At 36.9% G+C, this 23,725-nt stretch carries 19 protein-coding genes and 1 other annotated feature; of the genes, 17 read left to right on the forward strand and 2 right to left on the reverse strand.

Features of this window, described 5'->3' with window-relative positions; genetic code table 11:
• Nucleotides 1-8: 8 nt before the first annotated feature.
• From LY60_RS12225 to truA, 6 genes are all read left to right on the forward strand, one after another.
• Nucleotides 9-920, forward strand: a complete 912-nt coding sequence (locus tag LY60_RS12225; protein ID WP_170226210.1) for a malate dehydrogenase — start codon at nt 9-11, stop codon at nt 918-920.
• A 242-nt stretch (nt 921-1,162) separates the two neighbouring features.
• The gene (locus tag LY60_RS12230; RefSeq protein ID WP_145084181.1) at nt 1,163-2,956 is read left to right on the forward strand and encodes a phosphoenolpyruvate carboxykinase (GTP); all 1,794 of its coding nucleotides are present in this window, start codon (nt 1,163-1,165) and stop codon (nt 2,954-2,956) included.
• 131 nt (nt 2,957-3,087) lie between these two features.
• Nucleotides 3,088-3,317 (forward strand) — a binding site (T-box leader).
• Nucleotides 3,318-3,810: 493 nt separating this feature from the next.
• Nucleotides 3,811-4,845 carry an ABC transporter substrate-binding protein gene (locus LY60_RS12235; RefSeq protein WP_170226211.1) on the forward strand — a complete coding sequence of 345 codons (1,035 nt, stop codon included), beginning with the start codon at nt 3,811-3,813 and terminating at the stop codon, nt 4,843-4,845.
• Between the two features lie 125 nt (nt 4,846-4,970).
• Nucleotides 4,971-5,837: an ABC transporter permease gene (locus LY60_RS12240; RefSeq protein WP_145084187.1), complete on the forward strand. Its 867-nt coding sequence runs from the start codon at nt 4,971-4,973 to the stop codon at nt 5,835-5,837.
• Nucleotides 5,831-6,607, forward strand: coding sequence for an ABC transporter ATP-binding protein (locus tag LY60_RS12245; RefSeq protein WP_145084189.1), 777 nt, complete (start codon nt 5,831-5,833; stop codon nt 6,605-6,607). The genes LY60_RS12240 and LY60_RS12245 overlap by 7 nt, the downstream gene beginning before the upstream one ends.
• Nucleotides 6,608-6,690: 83 nt before the next feature.
• Nucleotides 6,691-7,428, forward strand: coding sequence for a tRNA pseudouridine(38-40) synthase TruA (gene truA / locus LY60_RS12250; protein WP_212633485.1), 738 nt, complete (start codon nt 6,691-6,693; stop codon nt 7,426-7,428).
• A gap of 135 nt (nt 7,429-7,563) precedes the next feature.
• Here the strand turns inward: truA and LY60_RS12255 are convergent, their stop codons facing one another.
• Complete coding sequence (locus LY60_RS12255) at nt 7,564-8,286, reverse strand: ATP-binding protein (protein WP_145084192.1); 723 nt, start codon at nt 8,284-8,286, stop codon at nt 7,564-7,566.
• 96 nt (nt 8,287-8,382) lie between these two features.
• On the opposite strand from LY60_RS12255, the gene LY60_RS12260 reads away from it, so the two are divergent.
• The 8 genes from LY60_RS12260 (at nt 8,383) to LY60_RS12295 (ending at nt 18,239) form a co-directional block, all read left to right on the forward strand.
• Entirely contained in the window at nt 8,383-9,072 is a 690-nt protein-coding gene (locus LY60_RS12260) for a Crp/Fnr family transcriptional regulator (protein ID WP_145084195.1), read from the forward strand.
• Between the two features lie 74 nt (nt 9,073-9,146).
• Nucleotides 9,147-9,941 (forward strand): GNAT family N-acetyltransferase, encoded by a 795-nt coding sequence (locus tag LY60_RS12265; RefSeq protein ID WP_145084198.1) that lies wholly within the window; start codon nt 9,147-9,149, stop codon nt 9,939-9,941.
• A gap of 26 nt (nt 9,942-9,967) precedes the next feature.
• Nucleotides 9,968-11,056: a metallophosphoesterase family protein gene (locus LY60_RS12270; protein WP_145084201.1), complete on the forward strand. Its 1,089-nt coding sequence runs from the start codon at nt 9,968-9,970 to the stop codon at nt 11,054-11,056.
• A gap of 1 nt (nt 11,057) precedes the next feature.
• Nucleotides 11,058-13,751 (forward strand): ATP-binding protein, encoded by a 2,694-nt coding sequence (locus tag LY60_RS12275; protein WP_145084203.1) that lies wholly within the window; start codon nt 11,058-11,060, stop codon nt 13,749-13,751.
• Between the two features lie 8 nt (nt 13,752-13,759).
• Nucleotides 13,760-14,449 (forward strand): metallophosphoesterase, encoded by a 690-nt coding sequence (locus LY60_RS12280; protein WP_145084206.1) that lies wholly within the window; start codon nt 13,760-13,762, stop codon nt 14,447-14,449.
• Nucleotides 14,450-14,684: 235 nt separating this feature from the next.
• Nucleotides 14,685-15,719, forward strand: a complete 1,035-nt coding sequence (gene tdh / locus LY60_RS12285) for an L-threonine 3-dehydrogenase (RefSeq protein WP_040584105.1) — start codon at nt 14,685-14,687, stop codon at nt 15,717-15,719.
• 31 nt (nt 15,720-15,750) lie between these two features.
• Nucleotides 15,751-16,941 carry a glycine C-acetyltransferase gene (locus LY60_RS12290; protein ID WP_145084209.1) on the forward strand — a complete coding sequence of 397 codons (1,191 nt, stop codon included), beginning with the start codon at nt 15,751-15,753 and terminating at the stop codon, nt 16,939-16,941.
• Nucleotides 16,942-17,216: 275 nt separating this feature from the next.
• Complete coding sequence (locus tag LY60_RS12295; protein ID WP_145084212.1) at nt 17,217-18,239, forward strand: branched-chain amino acid aminotransferase; 1,023 nt, start codon at nt 17,217-17,219, stop codon at nt 18,237-18,239.
• A 110-nt stretch (nt 18,240-18,349) separates the two neighbouring features.
• Here the strand turns inward: LY60_RS12295 and LY60_RS12300 are convergent, their stop codons facing one another.
• Nucleotides 18,350-21,046, reverse strand: coding sequence for a calcium-translocating P-type ATPase, PMCA-type (locus LY60_RS12300; protein ID WP_145084454.1), 2,697 nt, complete (start codon nt 21,044-21,046; stop codon nt 18,350-18,352).
• A 181-nt stretch (nt 21,047-21,227) separates the two neighbouring features.
• Here LY60_RS12300 and greA point away from each other — a divergent pair, with 181 nt between their 5' ends.
• The 3 genes from greA to prmC all read left to right on the forward strand — a co-directional run bounded on the left by greA (nt 21,228) and on the right by prmC (nt 23,619).
• The gene (gene greA, locus LY60_RS12305; protein ID WP_145084215.1) at nt 21,228-21,704 is read left to right on the forward strand and encodes a transcription elongation factor GreA; all 477 of its coding nucleotides are present in this window, start codon (nt 21,228-21,230) and stop codon (nt 21,702-21,704) included.
• 116 nt (nt 21,705-21,820) lie between these two features.
• The gene (locus LY60_RS12310) at nt 21,821-22,765 is read left to right on the forward strand and encodes a DUF1385 domain-containing protein (RefSeq protein WP_145084218.1); all 945 of its coding nucleotides are present in this window, start codon (nt 21,821-21,823) and stop codon (nt 22,763-22,765) included.
• Complete coding sequence (gene prmC / locus LY60_RS12315) at nt 22,759-23,619, forward strand: peptide chain release factor N(5)-glutamine methyltransferase (protein ID WP_145084221.1); 861 nt, start codon at nt 22,759-22,761, stop codon at nt 23,617-23,619. The genes LY60_RS12310 and prmC overlap by 7 nt, the downstream gene beginning before the upstream one ends.
• Nucleotides 23,620-23,725 lie beyond the last annotated feature (106 nt).

Below are 23,725 nucleotides of genomic sequence, written 5' to 3' on the forward strand. Positions count from 1 at the left end.
GAGGAAAATTGAAGCTAGCTATTATTGGAGGAAACGGAGCAATAGGCTCCACAACAGCCTTTTTGACTGCTCAAAAAGGAATATATGATGAAATAAAACTTTTGGGAAGAAAAACAAATGTACTTAAAAATCATGCCATGGACATGGAGCATGCACTCATGCCTTTCTCAAAGACAGTGGTTTCTTTTGCAGAATATGAAGATATAAGTGATTGCCAGGTTATTTTCATAGCAGTAGGAGCACCGGAAAGGAAGGTAGAATCAAGGGAAGAGTATTTGAAGGACAATATAAGGGTTATTGATGAAGTGTTGGAGAATTCCTGCTATTTCAACAAAGATGCAGTCATTCTCACTGCAACAAACCCAATCGATGTGTTCAACTATTATCTGTACAAGAAACTAAAAAGAGACAGGATGAAAATGCTTGGCTTTTCAGCAAATGACAGCTTGAGACTCAGGTGGGCTGTTGCTGAAAAATTCAACATTGATTTTAACAAAATAGAAGCTTATTGCATAGGTGAGCACGGAGAAGACCAGGTACCTTTAATGAACTGTGTAAAATACGACGGGAAGAAATTTGACGTAGAAGATGAAACAAAATCTGAAATCAAAAATATTCTTGTGGACTGGTTTTTGAAATTTCAAAATCTTGATGCCAAAAGAACAAGCGGATGGACTTCTTCTGTGACTGCTTCGGAGGTTCTTGAAGCCATAGCATGTGACAGCGGGAAAATCATTGAGTGCTCTGTCCCGTTGGAAGGGGAGCTGGGATTTAGAGATGTATCCCTTGGCATGATGGTGAAGCTTGGGAAAGAAGGGGCAAAGGAAATAATAGTTCCAGAGCTTAATGATGGGGAAAAAAGTGCAATTAACAAAGCTGTAGCCAAAATAAAGCAACAAATAACACATTTAAATATATAATTTTTGAGAAGCTGGGTTTTTAATAAAAACCGTAACAAGCAGCTTCTCTTTCTTTTTGCAAAAAAATATTTAGTTAACATTTTTAATTTAAGAAAATACAAAAAAAAGCTTAGTTTATAAGAAAGTTATTTTAAGGGTTGCAACCGGTAATGTGGCGTAATATAATACAAATAGCTATTAAATAATATAACACATATATTAAAAATAAAGATATAATATAACACATATATTAGGAGCGTATCATGCATAATTTAACTTCAAACCAAAATGTTTTAACTTGGATAGATGATATCGTCAAAATGACAAAACCAGCAAATGTCATGTGGATTGATGGAAGTGAAGAACAGCTGAACATTCTCCGCCAGGAAGCATGTTCAACAGGAGAAATCAAATCATTGAATCAGGAAAAGTATCCGGGATGTTACTATCACCGTTCACGCAAAGATGACGTTGCAAGAATGGAAGATAAAACATTTATTTGTTCAAGAGATAAGAATAATGCAGGAGCAACAAACAACTGGAAAAGCCCTGAAGAAGCATACAGCATGGGAAGAGAAATCTACAACGGCTGCATGGAAGGAAGAACAATGTACATAATCCCTTATTCAATGGGGCCTGTTGGTTCAGAATTTTCCAAAATAGGATTTGAAGTGACGGATTCAATTTATGTAGTACTGAGCATGAACATCATGACAAGAATAGGACAAAAGGTTTTGGATGTTCTTGGAGATTCAAATGATTTTGTGAGAGGGCTCCACGCAAAATGCAGTCTGGATATAGACAAAAGGTACATATTCCATTTTCCTGAAGACAACACCATTTGGTCCTGCAATTCTGCTTATGGCGGAAATGTTCTTTTGGGGAAAAAATGCTTTGCTTTAAGAATTGCTTCCTACCAGGGATGGAAGGAAGGGTGGATGGCTGAGCACATGTTGATTTTAGGAATTGAAAATCCAGAAGGAGAAGTTAAGTATGTGGCAGCAGCTTTCCCATCAGCATGCGGGAAAACAAATCTTGCAATGCTTATTCCTCCGGAGCTATACAGGAAAAAAGGCTACAAGGTATGGACTGTTGGGGACGATATAGCATGGCTTCGCATCAAGGAAGACGGAAGACTCTGGGCTATTAATCCTGAAGCAGGTTTTTTTGGAGTTGCACCTGGAACAAACGAAAAATCAAACTACAATGCGCTCATGTCAACTAAGAAAAATGCAATATTTACCAATGTTGTTTACAATTTGGATGATGATACTGTATGGTGGGAAAAATTTGATGAAAATCCTCCGGAAAACGGTCTGGATTGGCAAGGAAATCCATGGAATGGGAAAAAATCCAAGGAAAAAGGGGCACATCCTAATTCAAGATTTACTGCTCCTGCTAAAAACTGCCCATGCATTTCATCAGAGTTCGAATCTCCTGAAGGAGTTCCGCTGTCAGCAATAATATTCGGCGGAAGACGAGCAAAGACTGCTCCTCTTGTATATCAGTCAAGAAACTGGCAGCACGGAGTATTTGTGGGTTCAACACTCGCATCTGAAACTACAGCTGCAGCATCAGGCAAAGTTGGAGTAGTTAGAAGAGATCCTATGGCAATGCTTCCTTTCTGCGGATACAACATGGGAGATTATTTTGCACACTGGTTGGAAATGGGAGAAAAAATGAGCAATGCCCCAAAAATATTCCATGTAAACTGGTTCAGGACAAATGACAGAGGAGAATTCATTTGGCCGGGCTTCGGCGACAATTTCAGAGTTCTTGAATGGATTTTGAAAAGATGTGAAAATGAAGTCGATGCTGTAGAAACACCTATAGGAAATCTTCCATATGCTGAAGACATAAACTTCGAACAGATGAACATAACAGAAGAAACTGTTGATAATTTGCTTAAAATTGATGTTAATTCATGGCTGGAAGATGAAAAAGGAATAGAAGAATTTTATGCGAAAATCGGAAACACTGTTCCTCAGCAGCTGAAAGAAGAACTTAACAATCTGAAGAAGAATTTAAACATGTCTGTTGCAGACATAGTAGCTTAAAAAGATAGGCGGAACGGCATAACTGTTCCGCTTTTTGAATATTAGAATTTTTGAGATGAAAAAGTACAGAAAATATTTTTCAAAAAAAGTGTTGACAATGTTAGATGTTTCGTTTAAGATGTGGATTAATAGTTAATGCGTTGAAGCAGAGAAAAGTATTTTGGAAGTCTACAGAGAATTGGTGGTGCTGAGAGCCAATGACAGAGAAATATAATATACACTGCTGAGCTGGTTTGTTCAACGGTAATTCAAGTAGACAAACACGTATACCTACGTTACAGGGTTAGAGGTTGTTAGACCTCGAAGAGTGATGATTTTTTAATCATAATTAGGGTGGTACCGCGGATCTTTCGTCCCTATAAGCACATTTAAAAAAGTGTGTTTATAGGAATGAAAGATTTTTTTTTATGACCTAACCCAATATGTTCAAGCGATAGCGAAGAACATATTGTTGGTAGGTCAAACGCAATGAGAACCAAATTTTCGCGACCGTAGGGAGCAGGAAAATTTGTGTTCGAAACTGCGAATGACCAGCGACAGCCTCAGGAAGTCAATGGTAGGTCAAACGCAATGAGTTCCAATTTTGTGCGACCGGAGGAAGCTGACAAAATTGTGAACGAAACTGCGAATGACCAGCGACAACCACAGGAAGTCAAAGGTAGGTCAAACGCAACGAAATCCAATTTTACGCGACCGGAGGAAGCTGACAAAATTGTGAACGAAACTGCGAATGACCAGCGACAACCACAGGAAGTCAAAGGTAGGTCATACAAATACATTCCAAAAGATTAAATATTAAACTTTGCGCAGAGTTGAAATATGAACAATTAGAATAGAAAATTATGGAGGATATTATGAAATTCGGAAAAATTAATAAGATTATAGCAATAGCAATGTGCGTGCCCATGATTTTAGCTGGCTGCGCAAAAAGTGACGCTGCAGACAAATCAGAGGCAGCTCAACCAAAACAAACTACAGAAGAAGCAACATCAGTAAAGGAAGAACAATTTACCATAGGAATAGCAGAACTTGTACAGCATCCGGCACTTGATGCTTCAAGACAGGGATTTATAGATGAACTTGCAAATCAAGGCGTTAATGCAGTCCTTATAGACCAAAACGCTCAAGGTGAAATTTCAAATGCACAGATGATAGCAGAAAAATTTGTTAAAGATGATGTTGATTTAATATTTACAATAGCAACTATTACATCTCAGGCTGCGAAGCAGGCTATTGAGGGAACAGATATACCTTTAGTTTTCACAGCCGTTACAGATCCTGTTTTTTCACAGCTTGTTACTGCAATGGACGTTACGGACAACAACATTACAGGAGTTGTGGATGCAGCTCCAATAAAAGAAAACCTGGAACTTTTCAAGGAACTAAAAAAAGATATAAAAACAATAGGAATTATTTATAATATAGGTGAATCAAATTCAGAGGTTCAAGTCAACCAGACAAAAGAAATTGCAAAGAGTTTAGGACTTACAATTGAAACAGTGGGAATTTCAACTGTAAATGACATACCTCAAGCTGTTAACACCGTTTCTAAAAATGCAGAAGGACTGTACATTATAACAGACAACATGGTTGCATCATCAATTTCACTGGTGGCTAAGCTTGCTCAGGAAAACAAACTTTTAACAGTATCTGCAGACGGTACACATGTTGATGAAGGGATAATGGTTTCCAAAGGAATAAGCTTCTACGGAATAGGAAAGCAATCAGCAGTAATAGCAAAAAAGATTCTTGTGGACAAGGTTCCTGTTTCTGAAATACCGGTTCAGACAGCTCCTGAATTTGAAAAGAAAGTAAATGTGAAGACAATGGAAGCACTTGGTTTCACAAAAGACAATTCTGCATTCGAAGGGGCAGAGTTTGTCAATTAAGAATGAAGAATGAAAAGTGAAGAATTATTAGATTAATCAAGGATTTGTGCTTTGCACAAATCCTAACCACAATTCTTAATTCTTAACTATTAATTCTTAATTAATTAACGGAAGGGATGACATAAATGAACACATTAATGATTGCATCAATTGAACAAGGCCTCATATTTGCAGTGCTTGCAATAGGAGTTACCATAACATTTAAAATACTTGACTTTGCTGACATGAGCGTTGAAGGGACGTTCCCAATGGGAGCATTCATATTTTCAAAATTCATTATAGCAGGAGCAACACCATTAACAAGTACTATGATGGCATTTTTCCTTGGTACTCTAGCAGGTCTCATAACTTATACACTTAACATAAAACTGAAAATCAAGTCTCTGCTTTCTGGAATTCTCACAATGACCATTTTGTATTCAGTAAATTTAAGACTTAACGGAAAATCAAACATAGGACTTTTTAACTACTCTTCCATATTTGACGGCAGGGAAGCAGTGATAGTGTTAATTATAATAATAGCAGCCGTCAAAATACTGATGGACATGTTTTTGAAAACAGAAGTTGGATATCTTTTGATAGCAACAGGAGACAATGAAACCCTTGTAAAATCTCTTGGGGAAAATTCAAACAGGTATAAAATGATAGGACTCATGATATCAAACGGGCTTGTGGGATTAAGCGGAGCCATGATGGCACAGTACCAGGGATTTGCAGATATAAACATGGGTATGTCAATAATAGTTACAGCCATAGCTTCAATAATAGTGGGAGATACCATACTAAAAAAATCAAGGAAGCTAAAAAATACAACAAGAGCAATAATGGGAGCGTTGGTTTACAAATTCATAGGGGCGGTAGCCATTGACCTGGGCCTGGCACCTACGGATCTGAAGGCAATAAATGCAATAATAGTGATTTTGTTTTTAAGCTACAATACATTTGCACCGGAAATAAAAAATAAGAGATCAACGGAGGCAGCACAATGCTAGATATAAAGAACATGTCAAAGAGCTTCAACATAGGAACGGACAATGAAACAAACATATTCACAAGCTTTGACTTCCATATAAACAAGGGAGAATGCACAGGGATTCTCGGAGCAAACGGCTGCGGAAAGAGTACGTTGTTTAACATAATTAGCGGAGCAATAATACAGGAAGAAGGAGACATAATATTAAACGGTGAAAACATAAACCGCCTTAAGGAAAATGAAAGGGCAAAATTCATAGGAAGAGTGCACCAGAACCCTTCTGCAGGAGTGTCTCCATCTCTCACAATACTTGAAAACATAAGCCTCTCAGACAAAAAATGCCAGAAGTTCGGTTTGAGAAAGCTCATAAACAAAAATAAAATAAGCCAGTATAGGGAAATGCTAAGCACACTGGACTTAGGCCTGGAAAACAAGCTTGACACGGAAGTGAAATTTCTTTCGGGGGGGCAGAGGCAGTCTTTGTCACTTTTGATGGCAACAATGAACAAGCCGGAGCTTCTTCTGCTTGATGAACACACGGCAGCACTTGACCCAAAGACATCAAGGCTCATAATGGAAAAAACAAAGGAGCTCATAAATACCCACAGCATTACAACAATGATGATATCCCACAACGTGAGGGATGCCATAAAATATTCGGACAGAATAGTGATGCTTGACAAAGGACGTGTCATACTTGATGTGAAAAACGGATGTATCACAGAAAAGGAACTGCTTAATATTTACAACTCAAGGAATTCAGGAATGATGTTTCAGGAAGCTGTATAAGAACAAACTTGTGCCATGATGTTTTTTAATATATAATGTCAATATAGCAAATAGTACAATAAATAATTGTTAACGGAGATACTATGAGAAATATAAAGATGATAATTCAATATGATGGCACAAGGTACAAAGGCTGGCAGAAGCAGACTGAAGACATAAACACTGTACAGGGAAAACTTGAGAGTATATTGGGCAATATGACAGGTGAGGAAATACAGCTTGTAGGCTGTGGAAGGACTGATACAGGAGTTCATGCCATAAATTACACTGCAAACTTTCATACAAATTCAACCATGAACACGGATGATATGCACAAATATCTGAATGATAAGCTGCCTGATGACATTGCTGTAAAATCAATAAAAAATGCAAGCGAAAGATTTCATGCAAGATACAACATTTTGTCAAAGACATACATGTACAGAATAAACAACAGCGGAATTAAAAATGTTTTTGACAGAAAATACATTCATAGCATAGATGAGAAGCTTAATATTGAGAAAATGAGAGAATGTGCAGCTGTGCTTGTAGGCACACATGATTTTCAAAGCTTTACAACTCTTAAGTCAAAAACAAAATCAACTGTAAGGACTATAAATTTCATCAACATTGAAGATAATGACGGCATAATTGAAATAGATGTTAATGGCAACGGTTTTTTGTGGAACATGGTAAGAATAATACTTGGAACATTAATTGAAGCAGGTAAGGAAAAGTTAAACCCTGAAGATGTGAAAAACATTCTTGAAGCAAAAAAAAGAGCCGAAGCAGGCCCAATGGTACCTGCAAAAGCGCTTTTCCTGAAAGACGTAGAATACTAGTAAAAACAATGAAGAGTTAAGAGTTAAGAATTAAATGAAGAGAACGGCCAGCCGTTCTCTGTTTTTAAAATAATGTGTAAATCCTGAATTAACAAACTGTAGGGGCGGACCTTGTGTCCGCCCGCTGGATAATTCTTAATTTTGAAGAATTCTTCCGTCTGTTGAAACTATTTTGAAGTCCCACGGAATCATTTTTCCTGAGTTTAATAAAGCAGTCTTTACTGCATTTACAATTCCTGTGCAGCAAGGAACTTCCATTCTTAAAACAGTGATGCTTTTTACATTGTTGTTTTTCAGAATTTCTGTGAGCTTTTCTGAATAATCAACACTGTCAAGTTTAGGACATCCTATGAGTGTTACCTTTCCCTTCATGAATTCCTGATGAATGTTGGCATATGCATAGGCAGTACAGTCAGCTGCCACAAGAATGTGAGAATTGTCAAAGTATGGAGCATTTGGCGATACAAGTTTAATCTGTACAGGCCATTGTCTCAACTGACTTGTTAGTTCTGACATTTCTGCTTTCACTGCCTTTGATACTGCAGGGGCTGTATTTACTTTGATTTCTTTTGCTGCATGTCCAGGACATCCGCATGGAAGAGGCTCCTGCTTGTTTTTTCTTTCTGCCATTCTTTTTTCAACCAGTTCCTTGTCGAACTCTTCAGCGTCTCTTTCAATAATTTCAATTGCATCAACCGGACATTGAGGGAGGCAGTCACCAAGACCATCACAGTATACGTCTGACAACAGAACAGCTTTTCCGTTAATTAATTCCAAAGCTCCTTCATGGCACGCATTTACGCACAAACCGCAGCCGTTACATTTTTCTTCATGTATTTTAACTATTTTTCTTTTCATATTTATCCCCTTTAAATTTTACTTTACTTATTAATTATAGTATATTAAAATGAAAAAGTAAAGTATGTAACATATGTTACTTAATTTGAGGGGAATATGGAAGATATAATAAAGTTAATAAAAGATAATCAATTGTTTGAAAATATAAACGAAAATGAAATCAGTGCAATTCTTAAATGCAGCAAGGCAACAGTTGAAAGTTACCAGGAAAATCAAATAGTCTTTGAAAAAGAAGACACCATTCAAAAAATGGGAATAGTTCTTGAAGGCGAATTCAACCTGGTTTCGCAAAAATACAGCGGAACCAGAGTTATAGTAACTTCTCTTGAAAAAGGTGATTTGTTTGGAGAAGCTTTGATTTTTTCTTCTATTAAAAAATCGCCATACGACCTGGTGAGCTCAGGAAACAGCAAGGTCCTTCTCATTCCATACGGAATATTTGTCAACATGTGTCAGGAAGTGTGCAACTTCCACAAGCAGCTTATAAGCAACATGCTTACAATTTTGTCAGATAAAATTGTTATGCTCAACAACAAGATGACAATTCTCAATGCAGAAACGCTGAAAGGGAGAATTGCCCTTTATCTGTTGTCCATAAACAAAAAAACCAAGACAATGACATTCAACATGCCCATGAACAGGCAGGAACTGGCAGAATTTCTAAATGTAACAAGGCCATCCTTGTCAAGAGAACTTTCAAACATGCAAAAGGACGGTTTAATTGAAATTTACCGTTCATCGGTCAAAATAAAAGACATTGAAAGGCTTAAGGAACTGGCTGACTGACAAATAGTACTTGTTAATACTCATTGAAGATAGACGTTTTTTATGTTACAATATTGTAAAATGGACGGTAGAAAATGATTAGAAAATTATATGAAAAAGACAAAGACAATTTAATGAATTTTCTCATGGAAGAAGCTTCTCTTAATCTTTTTATCATTGGTGATGTACTTAACACCGGATTCGAACAGGATTACATGGAGTTATGGGGAGAATTTATAGGCGATGAAATTATCGCAGTCCTTCTCAGATACTACAATAACTTCATACCATATTACAAAGATGGAAGCAATGTAGATGTTGAACAGTTCAAGAAAATAATTGCTTCTCATAAAAAGAAGAAGCTTGTTTCAGGGAAATATGAAATTGTAATGAAATTTACAGATGCATTACAAGATGTTCAGGGAAGCCGTAAGTTTTTCTGTGAACTGAAGGACAAGACAAAACTACTTAAGGAAAATGATAAGTTCAATATAAAAAAAGCAACAGTTGAAGATGCTAATAGGCTTTCTGTTTTTCTGGAATCCATTGAAGAATTCAACAATACAGGCGAAGACAGGGACATGCTTGAAAACAGCATCAGGACAAAAACCGGACGTTTTTATTTCATTGAAGACGAAGAAGGGAAAATAGTATGCACAGCAGGAACCTCGGCAGAAACAAAGCATGCAGCCATGATAGTGGACGTTGCAACAAGTCCCCAATACAGGAATAAAGGCCTGGCTGTAAACTGCCTTTCAAAACTCTGCATTGACACACTCAAGGACTGCCAAGGCATCTGCTTGTTTTACAGCAATGAAAAGGCAGGAAAAATATATCACGGAATAGGGTTTGAAACAACCGGCAATTGGATGATTGCAGCTGAAAAATAAGCATCTCTAAAAAGAAGGAGCAGGCTATGAAACTTAAATTTATACATACATCTGACTTGCATTTAGGAAAAAAATTCAATATAAAAAATTTCAGTTTAAAAGAGCGGGAAAAAAGAAGACAGGAAATATGGGATGCCTTTGATGAAATTATAAAAACAGCAAGAAACGAAAAAACAGAATACCTGTTCATTGCAGGCGACATGACAGAAGGAGAATACATCAATTTCAAAGGCCTCAATAAAATTGCCAGAAAGTTCAAATCAATAGAAGATACAAATGTTGTAATAGTCTGCGGAAAAAGCGATCCATACGGCATTGACAGCCTTTACGAGTATATTGACTGGTCTGACAACGTATATTTCATAAAAAGCACCGATACAGTGGAAAAATTATATTTTCCTAAGGACAATCTGTGCATACACGGGCTGAGCTGGGACAATTTGAATAACAGCGAAAGACCACAGCTTATTTATGACATATCTGTTGACGAAAACAAAATAAATGTTCTTCTTTTAAACTGTGAGCTTGAAGGAGAAACTGAATTTACAATCAATGTTGATATGGTTAAAAATAAGTTTGACTACTGTGCATTAGGAGGAAAACACAATTTTCACATGTATAGAAACAACGTTGTATACGCCGGTACACCTGAACCCTTAAACTTTGAGGAAAATGGCGACCATGGATTTATTGTGGGCACCATTGAAAAAGGAAATGTGGAATACAAACTTGTGCCCATTGCAAAGAGAAAATTTACAACAAGAGACATCAATCTTGATGTGTCATACAGTTTCAATAAAATTCTCGACCTGATTAAATTTTCAGGAGATACTTTTTCCAACATCAAGGATTATGTGAAAATAAACCTCACCGGTACAGTCAGTACGGATATATCCATGGAAGAAGTGGAAAACGAAGCAAAACAATTTTTTTACTACATTGAGTTTGAGGAAAATTACTCATATAAAAATGCTGAAGATAAAATATACGACAGTAATGACTACAACATAATCGAATCTTTCAAGCTTCAGTTTGAAAATCATCAGGACAAAATGGAGCAACAGGCTTTTAAGCTTGGTCTTGAGGTTCTCAGAAAAGAAAAGGTGGTAAAATAAAATGTACATCAATAAATTGCACTTGAGAGCTTTTGGCAAATTCTCATCTAAAAGAATGTACTTTGGAAGCAAATTCAATATAGTATACGGTGAAAATGAGGCAGGAAAAAGTACTATTCACAACTTCATCGAGGCAATTCTTTACGGCTTCGGAGATGATGAGAACGGGATTTTAAAATATAATAAGTACAAGCCTTGGGACAACAGTCTATTTAGAGGAACTCTTGGCATGAGCATGAGAAACGGCGAAAAATATGTTGTTTCTAAAGATTTTTTATTGGGCACAACACAGGTTTTTAAAAAGGAGTCAAGCGACAGGAGTGATCCGGAAATGGTTGAAGAAGATATTCCAAGTCCGGGGGACTTTTTCTTCAACATGAACAGGACATCCTTCAGAAACACAGTAAGTGTAAGGCAGCTTGGAAACAAGACTGAACAGGAGCTAGCTAACGAACTGAAGAGCAAAATAATTAATTTAAGCAGCACAAGAGACCAGAACATATCAATAGAGAGAATACTTTCAACACTGAACAGAATTAAGGATGAGGCAGGAAGCGAAGATAACGGAAAAACACTTTTAGGACAATATTCTCTTCGCTTGTCAGAACTTAAATCTGCAAGAGAAAATTCAGTCAATGCAAATAGACAAGTGATGTTTCTGGCAATGGAAAAAAAGAAACTTAAAAACAAAATAAGAGAGCTTGACATGAGGATGGCTGAACTAAAAAAACAGCTTTCAGATTATGAACTTTCTGTTGCAAAAGATAAATTCCTTAAATGTGAACCGGTCAAGAAGGAACTTGATGAAATAAATGAAAATCTTCAAAAATTTAATCATTCTTTGAAATATTCACAGGAAGATTTTAAAGAAGCCTTAAATATTGAAAAAATACTTGCAGACATGGTTGGGCAAAGAGATTCTCTGCTTCAGGAAAAGGAAAAAATAGATTCAAGGCTTGAAGAATTAGGACGGGACATATCAAATTTAATGGACAGCAGTTTTTCAATTGAAAAGCTCAATGAAGATTACAGCAATTATAAGTTGACCAGAGATAAAGTTCGTGACATGAAGTCCAAAATTCAAACGGGATATGAAAGCATTAAAAGTATAGACATGGATGAAATAAACAGATTTTCAGACAGCTATGCAACTGTTGAGGAAATAAGCAGGAAAATTGAAATTGCAAATGTGTTTCTCGATGAAAAAGATTATGCAACAATGAAGAAATTTGGAAAGTCACAGGGAGTACAAAGTTTATTTGCAGGATTGTTTGGTATTGCTTTTCTGGGTGCAGGAGCGTATTCCTGTTATTTAGGATACACAATGAACGTTCTGGAATACTATTATGGAGCCGGAGCTGTTGTTCCAGCAGTAATTTTATTTGTTCTGTCTTCAAGAAAATCATCTAGAGCCAAAAGTGCAAAAAAAGAAATAGAGAGCATTGAATGCAGCCATGCTGACTACAAACTGACAGTTGATCAGCTTCAAAACCAGAAAAATGAAATTATCAAAAATTCCGGCTGTGAAAACATTGATGTCATGTCGGATATGTATAAGAAAAAATGTACTGAAAAGAACATTGTTGAAGAAAAGTTAAATCTTCTAAAATTCGATGAAGAGGAACTCAAACAAACAGAAGAAGAAAATAACGGCTTGTCAAGGGCGCTTCATGAAACCCTTAAAAAATTTGCTTTTGATGAAATAAGCCAGGAAAACATTAAGGAAATCAATGAAGCATATGAAAGAAAAAGCCAGGTGAGAGAGGAAACATCAAATCTTAAGATAAGCTCTGAACAAAATGCTCAGATATTGTCCAAAGTTGAAAAAGAACTGTCATTTGAACAAAAGCGCCTTGAGATGATTCTTTCTGCAAATGGCGTTGATGACTTAGAAAACTTCAAGGAAACAGCTGCAAAATATGAGCAATATGAAGAGTGTGTTAAAAGAAAAGAATATCTTGATAACATTTTGACTTCTATTATAGGAAACGAAGACTTTGATTCACTTAAGGAAAAAACCAGGAATGTGATGTTTTATGAAACAAAGGTAATTGATGAACAGAAGTGCCAGTTGGATATTTTAATAATGAATGATGAAAAATCAAAAATTGCTGAAAATATCGAAAGCATTCACAAAGAAATCGAGGACATAGAAGCAGGCACAAGAAATCTTGCTGAAATAGAAGAAGAAATTGATTTTTACGAAGACAAAATCAACATGTTCAAGAGTAAAATTAAAATTGCCGAAATGGCAGCTGAAAAAATCACAAAGATTGCAGATTCAATAAAAGGAGACTTCATGCCTCTTTTGAAGAAATCCATAAGCGACAACTTTTATTACCTGACGGGAGGAAAATACAGCGAGGTTTCCTTTGATGAAAACATGAATATAACCGTAATAGAAGAGGATAATAAAAACAGGAACGTAGAGCTTGAAAGTTTGAGCGGCGGAACATTGGACCAGCTTTATCTGTCGCTTAGGGTGGGACTCAGCAACATATTAAGCGGAAATCAAGATATACCTCTCATATTCGATGACAGTTTTGTTCAATATGATTCAAGAAGACTTAAAAAGTCAATTGAGATGCTTTCCAGAGAAAGCGAGAGAAGACAGGTTATTTTGTTCACATGCCAGGAAAGAGAAGCTGAAACAGCAAAACAGCTGAACGTTAAATTTAACTATATAAAATTATAAGGATTAATATGAAAATATTTGCTATTGCAGATTTGCATTTTGATTATAAAAAAGAAAAGCCCATGAATGTATTCGGTGACAACTGGATAAATCATGAGGAAAAAATAATTGAGAACTGGAAGAGTGTTGTAAAAGAAGATGACCTTGTTCTTATTCCGGGGGACATATCATGGGCAGCAAAGCTTGAAGAAGCTCTGGGAGATTTGTCAAGGATTGATGAATTGCCAGGCATCAAGGTAATAGGCAAGGGCAACCACGACTATTGGTGGGCTACATCCAGCAAATTGGACAGACTTGAATTAAAAACAATCAGATTCTTGAAAAACAACAGCTATGAATTCGAAGACATAGTAATTTGCGGTACAAGAGGCTGGGACACAATGGAGGAACACTCTGAAGATGAAACAAACAAGAAAATATTCTTAAGAGAGTTGAACAGGTTTAAAATATCTCTTGACTCAGCAAGAAAAGCAAAAAAGCCAATAATAGTTATGCTGCATTTTCCGCCATTTGACAGCAACGGTCTTCCAAATGAATTTTTTTCTGTTCTCAAGGAATACGAGACTGAAACATGTATTTACGGACACCTTCACGGAGAAGAGGGTCACAAGAATGTCAGGGAAGGTTTAATTGACAGTGTTAATGTTCACTGCGTTTCAAGCGATTATATGGATTTTAATTTAAAAAGGATAAAGTAAGACGGCAAATTAATTTGCCGTTTTTTTCTTGAATATAAAAGGAAAAAACAGATATCATAATTATGATATGTTTAGACAAATTATTTCGAGAATTATCAGAAAAACAAAACGTGTATATGATTTGTAAACAAAAAAGATATTAGGCTCTTGACATGAATACAGATTTGGAGTATATTAATTATGAAAAAACGTTATCAAATATTATTGAGTATAGAGGATGGTGTTTATGGAAAAGATGGATGCATTGGTGAAAAAATACAAAGAACCAGGATTGTGGCTTGAGCAGGTTGAAAGGCCGGTTCCGGAAGAAGGAGAGGTTCTTGTAAAAATTCACAAGACTGCAATATGCGGAACTGATGTTCACATATATGAATGGAACAAATGGGCTCAGGAAACAATCCCTGTACCAATGACAATTGGGCATGAATTTGTTGGTGAAATAGTTGAGCTTGGAAAAGGCGTTAAAGATTTGAATGTTGGAGACCTGGTTTCCGGTGAAGGACACATTGTATGCGGAAAATGCAGAAACTGTCTTGCCGGAAGAAGACATCTCTGCAAGGACACAAAGGGCGTTGGAGTAAACCGCACAGGAATATTCTCTGAATATGTGGCTTTGCCTGCTTCAAACATCTGGCTGTGCGACAATTCTCTTCCTGAAGAAATTTACAGTATTTTTGATCCATTTGGAAATGCTGCACACACTGCATTGTCATTTGAAGTTCTTGGAGAAGATGTGCTTGTTACAGGAGCAGGTCCTATAGGAATTATGGCAGCTGCCATTGCAAAACATGCAGGTGCAAGGTTTGTTGTGCTCACAGACATAAACAACGACAGACTTGAACTTGCTAAAAAGATGGGAAAATTCAGAACCGTAAACACCAAAGAAGAAAATCTTGAAGATGTAATGAAGGAACTTGGAATGAAGGAGGGTTTTGACGTTGGACTTGAAATGTCAGGAAACGGCAGAGCTCTGAATCAAATGATAGACCACATGACTCACGGTGGTAAAATTGCAATGCTTGGAATTCAGGATTCTGATACAACTGTTGACTGGAACAAGGTTGTATTCAACGGACTCCATATTAAGGGAATTTACGGCAGAGAAATGTATGAAACATGGTACAAGATGCAGTCAATGCTTAAGTCAGGACTGGATATATCTCCAATCATAACCCACAGATATCATTATACTGAATTTGAAAAAGGCTTTGAAGCCATGTTAAGCGGTAAATCAGGAAAAGTAATACTGGATTGGACGGAGAAAAAATAAATTATTTAAAATCTAATAAGGAGTTGATAAAATGTACGAGAACAATAAACAATATTATGCAGACATTTTAAAGGATATCAAGGAAAGCGGACTCTGGAAAGAAGAAAGAATAATTACAACACCTCAAAGCAGCAGAATAAGCACAACCAAGGCCGACAAGGTTTTGAACATGTGTGCCAACAACTACCTCGGACTTGCAGACAACAAAGAAGTTATTGCTGCTGCCAAGGAAGCATATGACACATGGGGCTATGGATTGTCTTCTGTAAGATTCATATGCGGAACTCAGGGAATTCATAAGCAGCTTGAACAAAAATTAAGCGAGTTTCTCATGACTGAAGATACTATTTTATATTCATCTGCATTTGATGCTAACGGAGGGTTGTTTGAAACAATCACAACAGAAAATGATGCCATAATAAGCGATGAGCTTAACCATGCAAGCATCATTGACGGAGTAAGGCTGGCTAAGGCGAAAAAATACAGATATAAGAACAATGACATGGCTTCACTGGAAGAACAGCTCATACAGGCTGACAAGGACGGAGCAAAGTTAAAACTAATTGCAACAGACGGCGTTTTTTCCATGGATGGAATAATAGCCAATCTCAAGGGAATATGCGACTTGGCAGACAAGTACAATGCCATGGTTATGGTTGATGACAGCCATGCAGTGGGATTTGTGGGCAAGACAGGAAGAGGAACTCACGAATACAGGGATGTTGTTGGAAGAGTTGACATTATAACAGGAACACTGGGCAAAGCCCTTGGCGGAGCCAGCGGCGGCTACACAAGCGGAAGAAAAGAAATCATAGACCTGTTGAGACAGCGTTCAAGACCATATCTTTTTTCAAACACTCTGGCTCCTGCCATTGCCGGAGCTTCACTGAAGGTTCTTGAAATGCTTATGGAAAGCACAAAGTACAGAGATAAGCTTGATGAAAACACAAAGTACTTCCGTGAACAAATTAAGAAAATCGGACTAACAATAATAGAAAGCGAACACCCTATAGTTCCAATAATGTTAGGAGATGCAGTGTTGTCTCAGAAAATGTCTGAAAAACTCCTGGAAAAGGGAGTTTATGCAGTAGGTTTTTATTATCCTGTTGTTCCAAAAGGAAAAGCAAGAATAAGAACTCAGATTTCAGCCGGTCATTCAAAGGAAGATCTTGATTTTGCAATCAATGCATTCAAGGAAGTAAAAGAAGAGCTTGGCATATAATTGCCCGGGAAATATTTTGGCGAAAAACATAAAAACGAAAATTATCGTGTAATAATGGCGTAAAATGATGTATCCATGGACACAAAATTGTCGTTACGAAAAGATACAAAAATATAAAAAGAGTTGAATAAAAAAAGACTGTAAACATCATTACTTTGACGGAACAGTCTTTTTTGCTGCCAATAATTATTTTTACAGACAAAGTAATTGAAAAAAATTGTGAAAAGGTTTATACTATAATATAACAATTAAATATTTTATAAGGAGGCATTGCAATGCAGAAAAAGGACATAAAATGGTCTGAACTTGGTTTTAGCTATATCAAGACTGACAAAAGGTACATATCTTATTGGAAAGATGGAAAATGGGATGACGGTCAGCTTGTGGAAGACAATAAAATAAGTATCAGTGAAGGTTCAACTTGTCTTCATTATGGACAAGAATGTTTTGAAGGATTAAAAGCTTACAGCACTAAAGACGGTGGAATTCAACTTTTCAGACCAGATGAAAATGCTAAACGTATGCAAAACAGCTGTGAAAAGGTAATGATGCCTAAGGTTCCAGTTGAAAAATTCATAGATGCCTGCATGCAGGTTGTTAAAGCAAATGAAGCATGGGTACCTCCATACGGATCAGGCGCTACTTTTTATTTAAGACCATATGTTATAGGAATAGGCGACAACATAGGAGTTAAACCGGCACCTGAGTATATTTTTGGAGTGTTTGGAATGCCTGTAGGTCCATATTTCAAAGGCGGCATGAATCCAGTAAACTTCGTTACAACTGACGAAGACAGAGCTGCACCTCATGGAACAGGAAAGAACAAAGTAGGCGGAAACTACGCAGCAAGTTTGCATTCACATCATGATGCTGTTGCAAGAGGATTTGCTGATTGTATTTATCTTGATCCGGCAACTCACTCAAAAATTGATGAAGTTGGAGCAGCAAACTTCTTTGGAATCACAAAAGACAACAAATTCATAACACCTCATTCAACATCCATACTTCCAAGTATTACAAGAATTTCCCTCATGCAGGTTGCAAAGGACTACTTGGGAATGGAAGCAATTGAAGCAGATGTTTTCATTGATGAAATAGACCAGTTCGCAGAAGCAGGAGCTTGCGGTACAGCAGCTGTTATAACTCCTATAGGAGGAATTGAACACAAAGGAAAAATGCACGTGTTCCACAGCGAAACAGAAGTTGGCCCTGTGACTAAAAAATTATACAACACATTGTACGGAATTCAGATGGGCGATGTTGAAGCTCCTGAAGGATGGATTTACAAAGTACAATAACCACCGTTTCTAATTAAGAATTAAGAGTTAAGAATTAAGAATTATAAGTTAAAATAAAAAGCAATTGGTGATTTCGGTTCATCAATTGCTTTTTGTATTTACTTTTGATGTTAAAGGAACTTAGCAACTTCTTCTTTTGTGTGGCACAACCTAAGGAATGATTTGCGCATGAGGTCAAGGGGGATAACCGTAAATGAAATTGATAAAACTGTCAACAGTTCCCCTGTTGTAAGGCCATAGGTTCTGAACACTCTTCCGCCAAAGTAAAGAATCAGTATCTGAATTATACAAACCAAGGACATTATTGTTACAAAAGATTTGTTTTTTATGATGTTAGACATGATATTTATTCTTTGAGTTCTTGCATTCAGGCTGTTAAAAATAGCGCAGAACATGAAAAGGGCAAAGAAGCCGGTCATCATGTATTCACTTCCTGCAGAATATCTGAACCTGGAACCTATCCCCGGAAATTTCAAGAACAAGATGCACAGGAAAGTTGTATAAACGGCAGATATGACAATTTGATTTTCCATGTAATCATTGATGATTTTTTCTCCCTTTTTCTTAGGAAGCTCTTCCATGTATTCAGGCAACGGTGCTTCACCGGCAAAAGCAAGTCCTGCCAGCGTATCCATGACCATGTTTATCCAAAGCATCTGTGTCACGGTTATAGGTGTTTCAATTCCAAGGAACTGGCTTATTAGAGTAATGCTCATGGCGCATATGTTTATAGTAAGCTGAAAAACTATGAATTTTCGAATGCTCTTGAAAATTGTCCTGCCATAAAGAATTGCTTTAACAATTGACGAAAAATTATCGTCAAGAATCACTATGTCGCTTGCTTCTTTGGCAACCTCAGTGCCGCTTCCAAGTGAAAAACCTACATCCGCTCTTTTTAAAGCTGGTGCGTCATTGACACCGTCGCCGGTCATTCCGGCAACAAGATTCATTTCCTGTGAGAGCCTCACAAGTCTGCTCTTATCAGAAGGCAAAGCTCTGGCAACAACCCTGATCTTTGGCAGTGCTTTTTTTAACTGATCATCAGTCATGTTTTTCATTTCATCAGATGTGAGAACTATATCCCCACGTGCATAATCAAGAAGATTTGATTCCTTTCCAATGGAAACTGCTGTTTCTTTTCCGTCTCCGGTAATCATTACAACCTGGACGCCTGCATTTGTTACTTCTTCAATGCTTTTTGCGGCGTCTTCTCTTAATTCGTCCTTAATGCACGCTATTCCCACAAGAGTGAGATTTGAAAATCCTTTAAGCAGTTTGTCCGTGGCTGCATCAGAAGTAGCAAGAGCTAACAGCCTGTTTCCTGCCGAAGACATGTCTTTTGTCAATTTGTTAATTTGAAAAATGTTGTTAAGTTCAGATTTTGTGCCGTCTTCGCAATAATAATGTGTGCAGAAGGGCAGTATCTTATCTGGAGCACCCTTGAGCAATGTAACATTTAAATCACCTGTTACGGATGATGCTGAAAACTTATTTTTGCTGTCGAAGCTTATTTCAGAAAGTTTCCTGACATCAGCATTTATTACAGGGTAGGACATAGCAAAGCCAAGCATTGCCCTGTCTGTTGAATTTCCACCAACAGGAGACTGTTTTTTGCCGTCATGGCCTATTGTTGAACCGTTGTTGTAGACAGACGAAATGTAGATTATTTTCCACAAATTTTTTTCTTCTTTCAAGTTGTGCATGTTTTCATAAATTTTACCGTTTCCGGTTATGAACTTTGAAACCTGCATTTTTCCAACAGTCAAAGTGCCTGTTTTGTCTGTAAACAATATGTTTAAACTTCCAGCAGTTTCAATTCCAACCAGTTTTCTCACCAGCACGTTGTCCTTGATCATTCGCTTCATGTTTGATGAAAGCACAACGGTTATCATAACCGGCAAACCTTCTGGTACAGCAACAACTATGATGGTAACTGCAAGAGTCAGTGCCCTTATTACATCCTGTGCCAGCGTGTACGGGTTCGACATGTACATGATAATTTCAGCCATGTTGAAATGGTTGTCCATTGCTATTGACTTGAAAAGGGATGAAACAAGAATTAAAAATGCGCCAAGATATCCAATGCGGCTTATGAAAGCTGCAAGATCTTTAAGTCTTTCTTTTAACGGACTGTCAGATTTGTCGTGCTGAAGTTCTCTGGCAAGACTTCCGTAATAAGTTTTCTCGCCCACAGCAGTGACAAGCATTGTGGCTGATCCTTGGCAGACTGTGCTTGAGTTGAAAACCAGGTGTGGATTTGAAAAGTTCAGATCATCTGTTTTGTCATAATCCACTATGGCCGCCGAAACTTTGTGTGCTTCCTTTGTTTCACCGTTTAAGGGTGACTGATCTACGTCTACTTGCCCGTCAATTAAAATTCCATCAGCAGGAATTCTGTCTCCTTGTTCAAGCTTTACAAAATCTCCTTTTACAACTTCTGAAGTCGGAACTTCAGTCAGACTTCCATCTCTGTACACCTTGCATTTTATTTTTTGAGCATCCTCCACAAGCTTTTCAAAGGCCAGCTGGCTTCCGTATTCAGATATGCTTGAAACCATGGTAGCCAATATAATGGATACAGCAATGCCAATGGATTCATACCAGTTGAAATTTTCTATAAACAGCAAAATGTTCAAACCAAGCGCTACAAGAAGTATTTTAATAGTTGGGTCAGCAAAACTCGCAGCATAATGGCTAAGGAATGTCTTTCTTTTTCCGGGCTCAATTATGTTGGCACCGAATGTTTTTCTTGATTTTGCAGCCTCATCGCTGCTTAATCCTCTGTAAATTTTGTTGTAGTTTTTCATTGCATGCATTTTTCACCTCTATATGCTTTTGTATATTGCTTTTATTCAATATATGAGGACAAGTTAAGCAATAGAACATAATATTCTATTTTAAAAAAGACGTTATTTCTAAAAATTATTGAAATTTATAAATTATCGGTTATAATATAGTATAGAATGTCACAACAAGCAGGTGGAAAGAATGGACAATAACAAAGAAATTTTAGTAACTGAAGAAGGCTATAAGGAAATTGTTGACGAAATAGAATACAGAAAGACTACATTCAGAAAAGAAATAGCCGAAAGAATAAAAGGAGCCTTGAAAGAAGGCGATTTGAGTGAAAACTGTGAATATCAAGAATCAAAAGAAGAACAAAATAAAAATGAATCCAGAATAATCGTGCTTGAACACACACTGAAGCACGCTAAAATAGTTAAACACAATGCAGATGAAAAAGATACAGTGCAGATAGGAAGCAAAGTGGTAATAAAAGACATAGAGTTTGATGAAATTCTTAACTATTCATTGGTTGGGGCTACAGAAGCAGACCCGGTGGCAGGCAAAATATCAAACTTGTCTCCTCTTGGAGCAGAGCTTTTAGGTAAGAAAAAGGGAGCAATCATCAATGTTTCATCTCCCGGAGGAATAGTGAAGTACGAAATCATGGAAGTAAGTTAAAGAAAGATTAAGCTTTGTGATGTATAATTGCAAAGCTTATATTATTTTAAATAAAATCTTGAAGTAATTGTGCAATAATTGTATAATAGCTTGAATGTAATAGAAAAGGGGACAAAATGAGCGATATAGTTTTAAAAGAGGTTAAAAAGACCAGTATCGGCGGTCAGGCGCTGATTGAAGGCATCATGATGAAGGGCCCTGATAAAATTGCAACTGCAGTAAGAAAGCCTGACGGTGGTATAGAAGTAAAAGAAAGCACCATAAACCAGATATTCAAAAATAAATTTTTTAAACTTCCATTAATAAGAGGAAGCTTTGTTCTCATAGATTCACTTGTAACCGGTGTGAAGGAGCTTATGTATTCAGCTGAATTTTATGGCGATGATTATGAAGAAGATGCATTTGACAAGTTTTTAAAAAAAGTGTTCAAAGACAAGGCTGATACTGCCATAATATATGCATCTGTAATAATAGCTCTCATATTTTCAGTGGGAGTATTCATCTTAGGACCGACGCTTCTTACAAACCTTGCAAAGAATGTGATACATAACACGTTTTTGCTTAATCTTACGGAAGGTGTAATAAGGGTTTCATTGTTTGTTGGTTATGTGTATCTTGTTTCAAAGCTTGAAGACATAAAGAGAGTATTCATGTATCATGGTGCAGAGCACAAAACAATCCACTGCTATGAACATAAGGAAGATTTGACTGTTGAAAATGTGAGAAAATATTCAACACTTCATCCAAGATGCGGAACAAGCTTCATGATCAATGTAATGTTAATAAGCATAATAGTTTTCTCGTTTTTCGGATGGCCCAATCCTTTTATGAGACTTGTCATAAGGCTTGCAATGCTGCCGCTTATTGCAGGCTTATCATACGAGCTTAACAAGTATGTTGGAAGATGCGAAAAAGAAAATATACTCACCAGAATAATATCATATCCCGGATTTTTAATTCAGAAAATTACTACTAAAGAGCCTGATGACTCTATGATTGAAGTGGCTATTGAGGCTATGAAAAGAGTTATACCTGCAAATGGAGAAGATGATACATGGTAACAATTGAAAAATTGTTGAAAGACGGAATAGAAATAATACGACAAAGGGATTATAACAATCCCTATCTTGATGTGCAGCTGATTTTGTGCCATCTGCTCAAGAAGGACAGGGTATATGTACACCTTAACAGAAAAGAAGAAGTGGATGATGAAATTAAAAACAAATTTTTAGATATGGTCCACAAAAGAAATCAGGGCTATCCTCTTCAATATATGACAAATGTTCAGGAATTCATGGGACTGGAGTTTTTCGTGCAGGAAGGAATACTTGTTCCAAGGCCTGATACGGAAATACTTGTTGAGAAAATCATAAACCTTGTAAATAATTCAGATTTCAAGGACAGGACGCTGAAAATACTGGATATTGGTACAGGAAGCGGTGCAATTGCAGTAAGCCTAGCATATTACGTGAAAAATTCATTTGTCACTGCTATTGATGTGAGTGAAACTGCCATTAGTACAGCAGAAATAAATATTAAAAAACACAATTTGAAAAATGTAAGGACTGTGAAGGCTGATATTTTTGAAGACATGTTTTCAGATGAAAAATTTGACATCGTAGTGTCAAATCCTCCATATATTAGAAGGGATATCATAAAGGACCTTCCTGTTGAAGTGTCAGAATATGAGCCGAAGCTTGCTCTTGACGGAGGAGAAGACGGCCTTTTGTATTACAGGAGAATTGCAGAAGTTTTTAGTGAAATTCACGGCGAAAAAGCTGTGCTATGTGTTGAGATAGGCCACGACCAGAAGCAGGATGTTCAAAGGATTTTTGAAAATTTAAATATTTTCAAGATAATTGAGACAGACAAGGACTTAGGCGGCAACGACCGTGTAGTGACAGGATTCTTGTAACGCAGCTTGGGCTAACAATTGATATAAATATTAAATTGAATAAATAAAGATAGGAAAATGCCATAAATAACAATGAATCCTGAGAAAAATGCAGCGGTTGCTCAAA

It is taken from the genome of Sedimentibacter saalensis, from assembly GCF_007830175.1.
Lineage (GTDB): Bacteria > Bacillota > Clostridia > Tissierellales > Sedimentibacteraceae > Sedimentibacter > Sedimentibacter saalensis.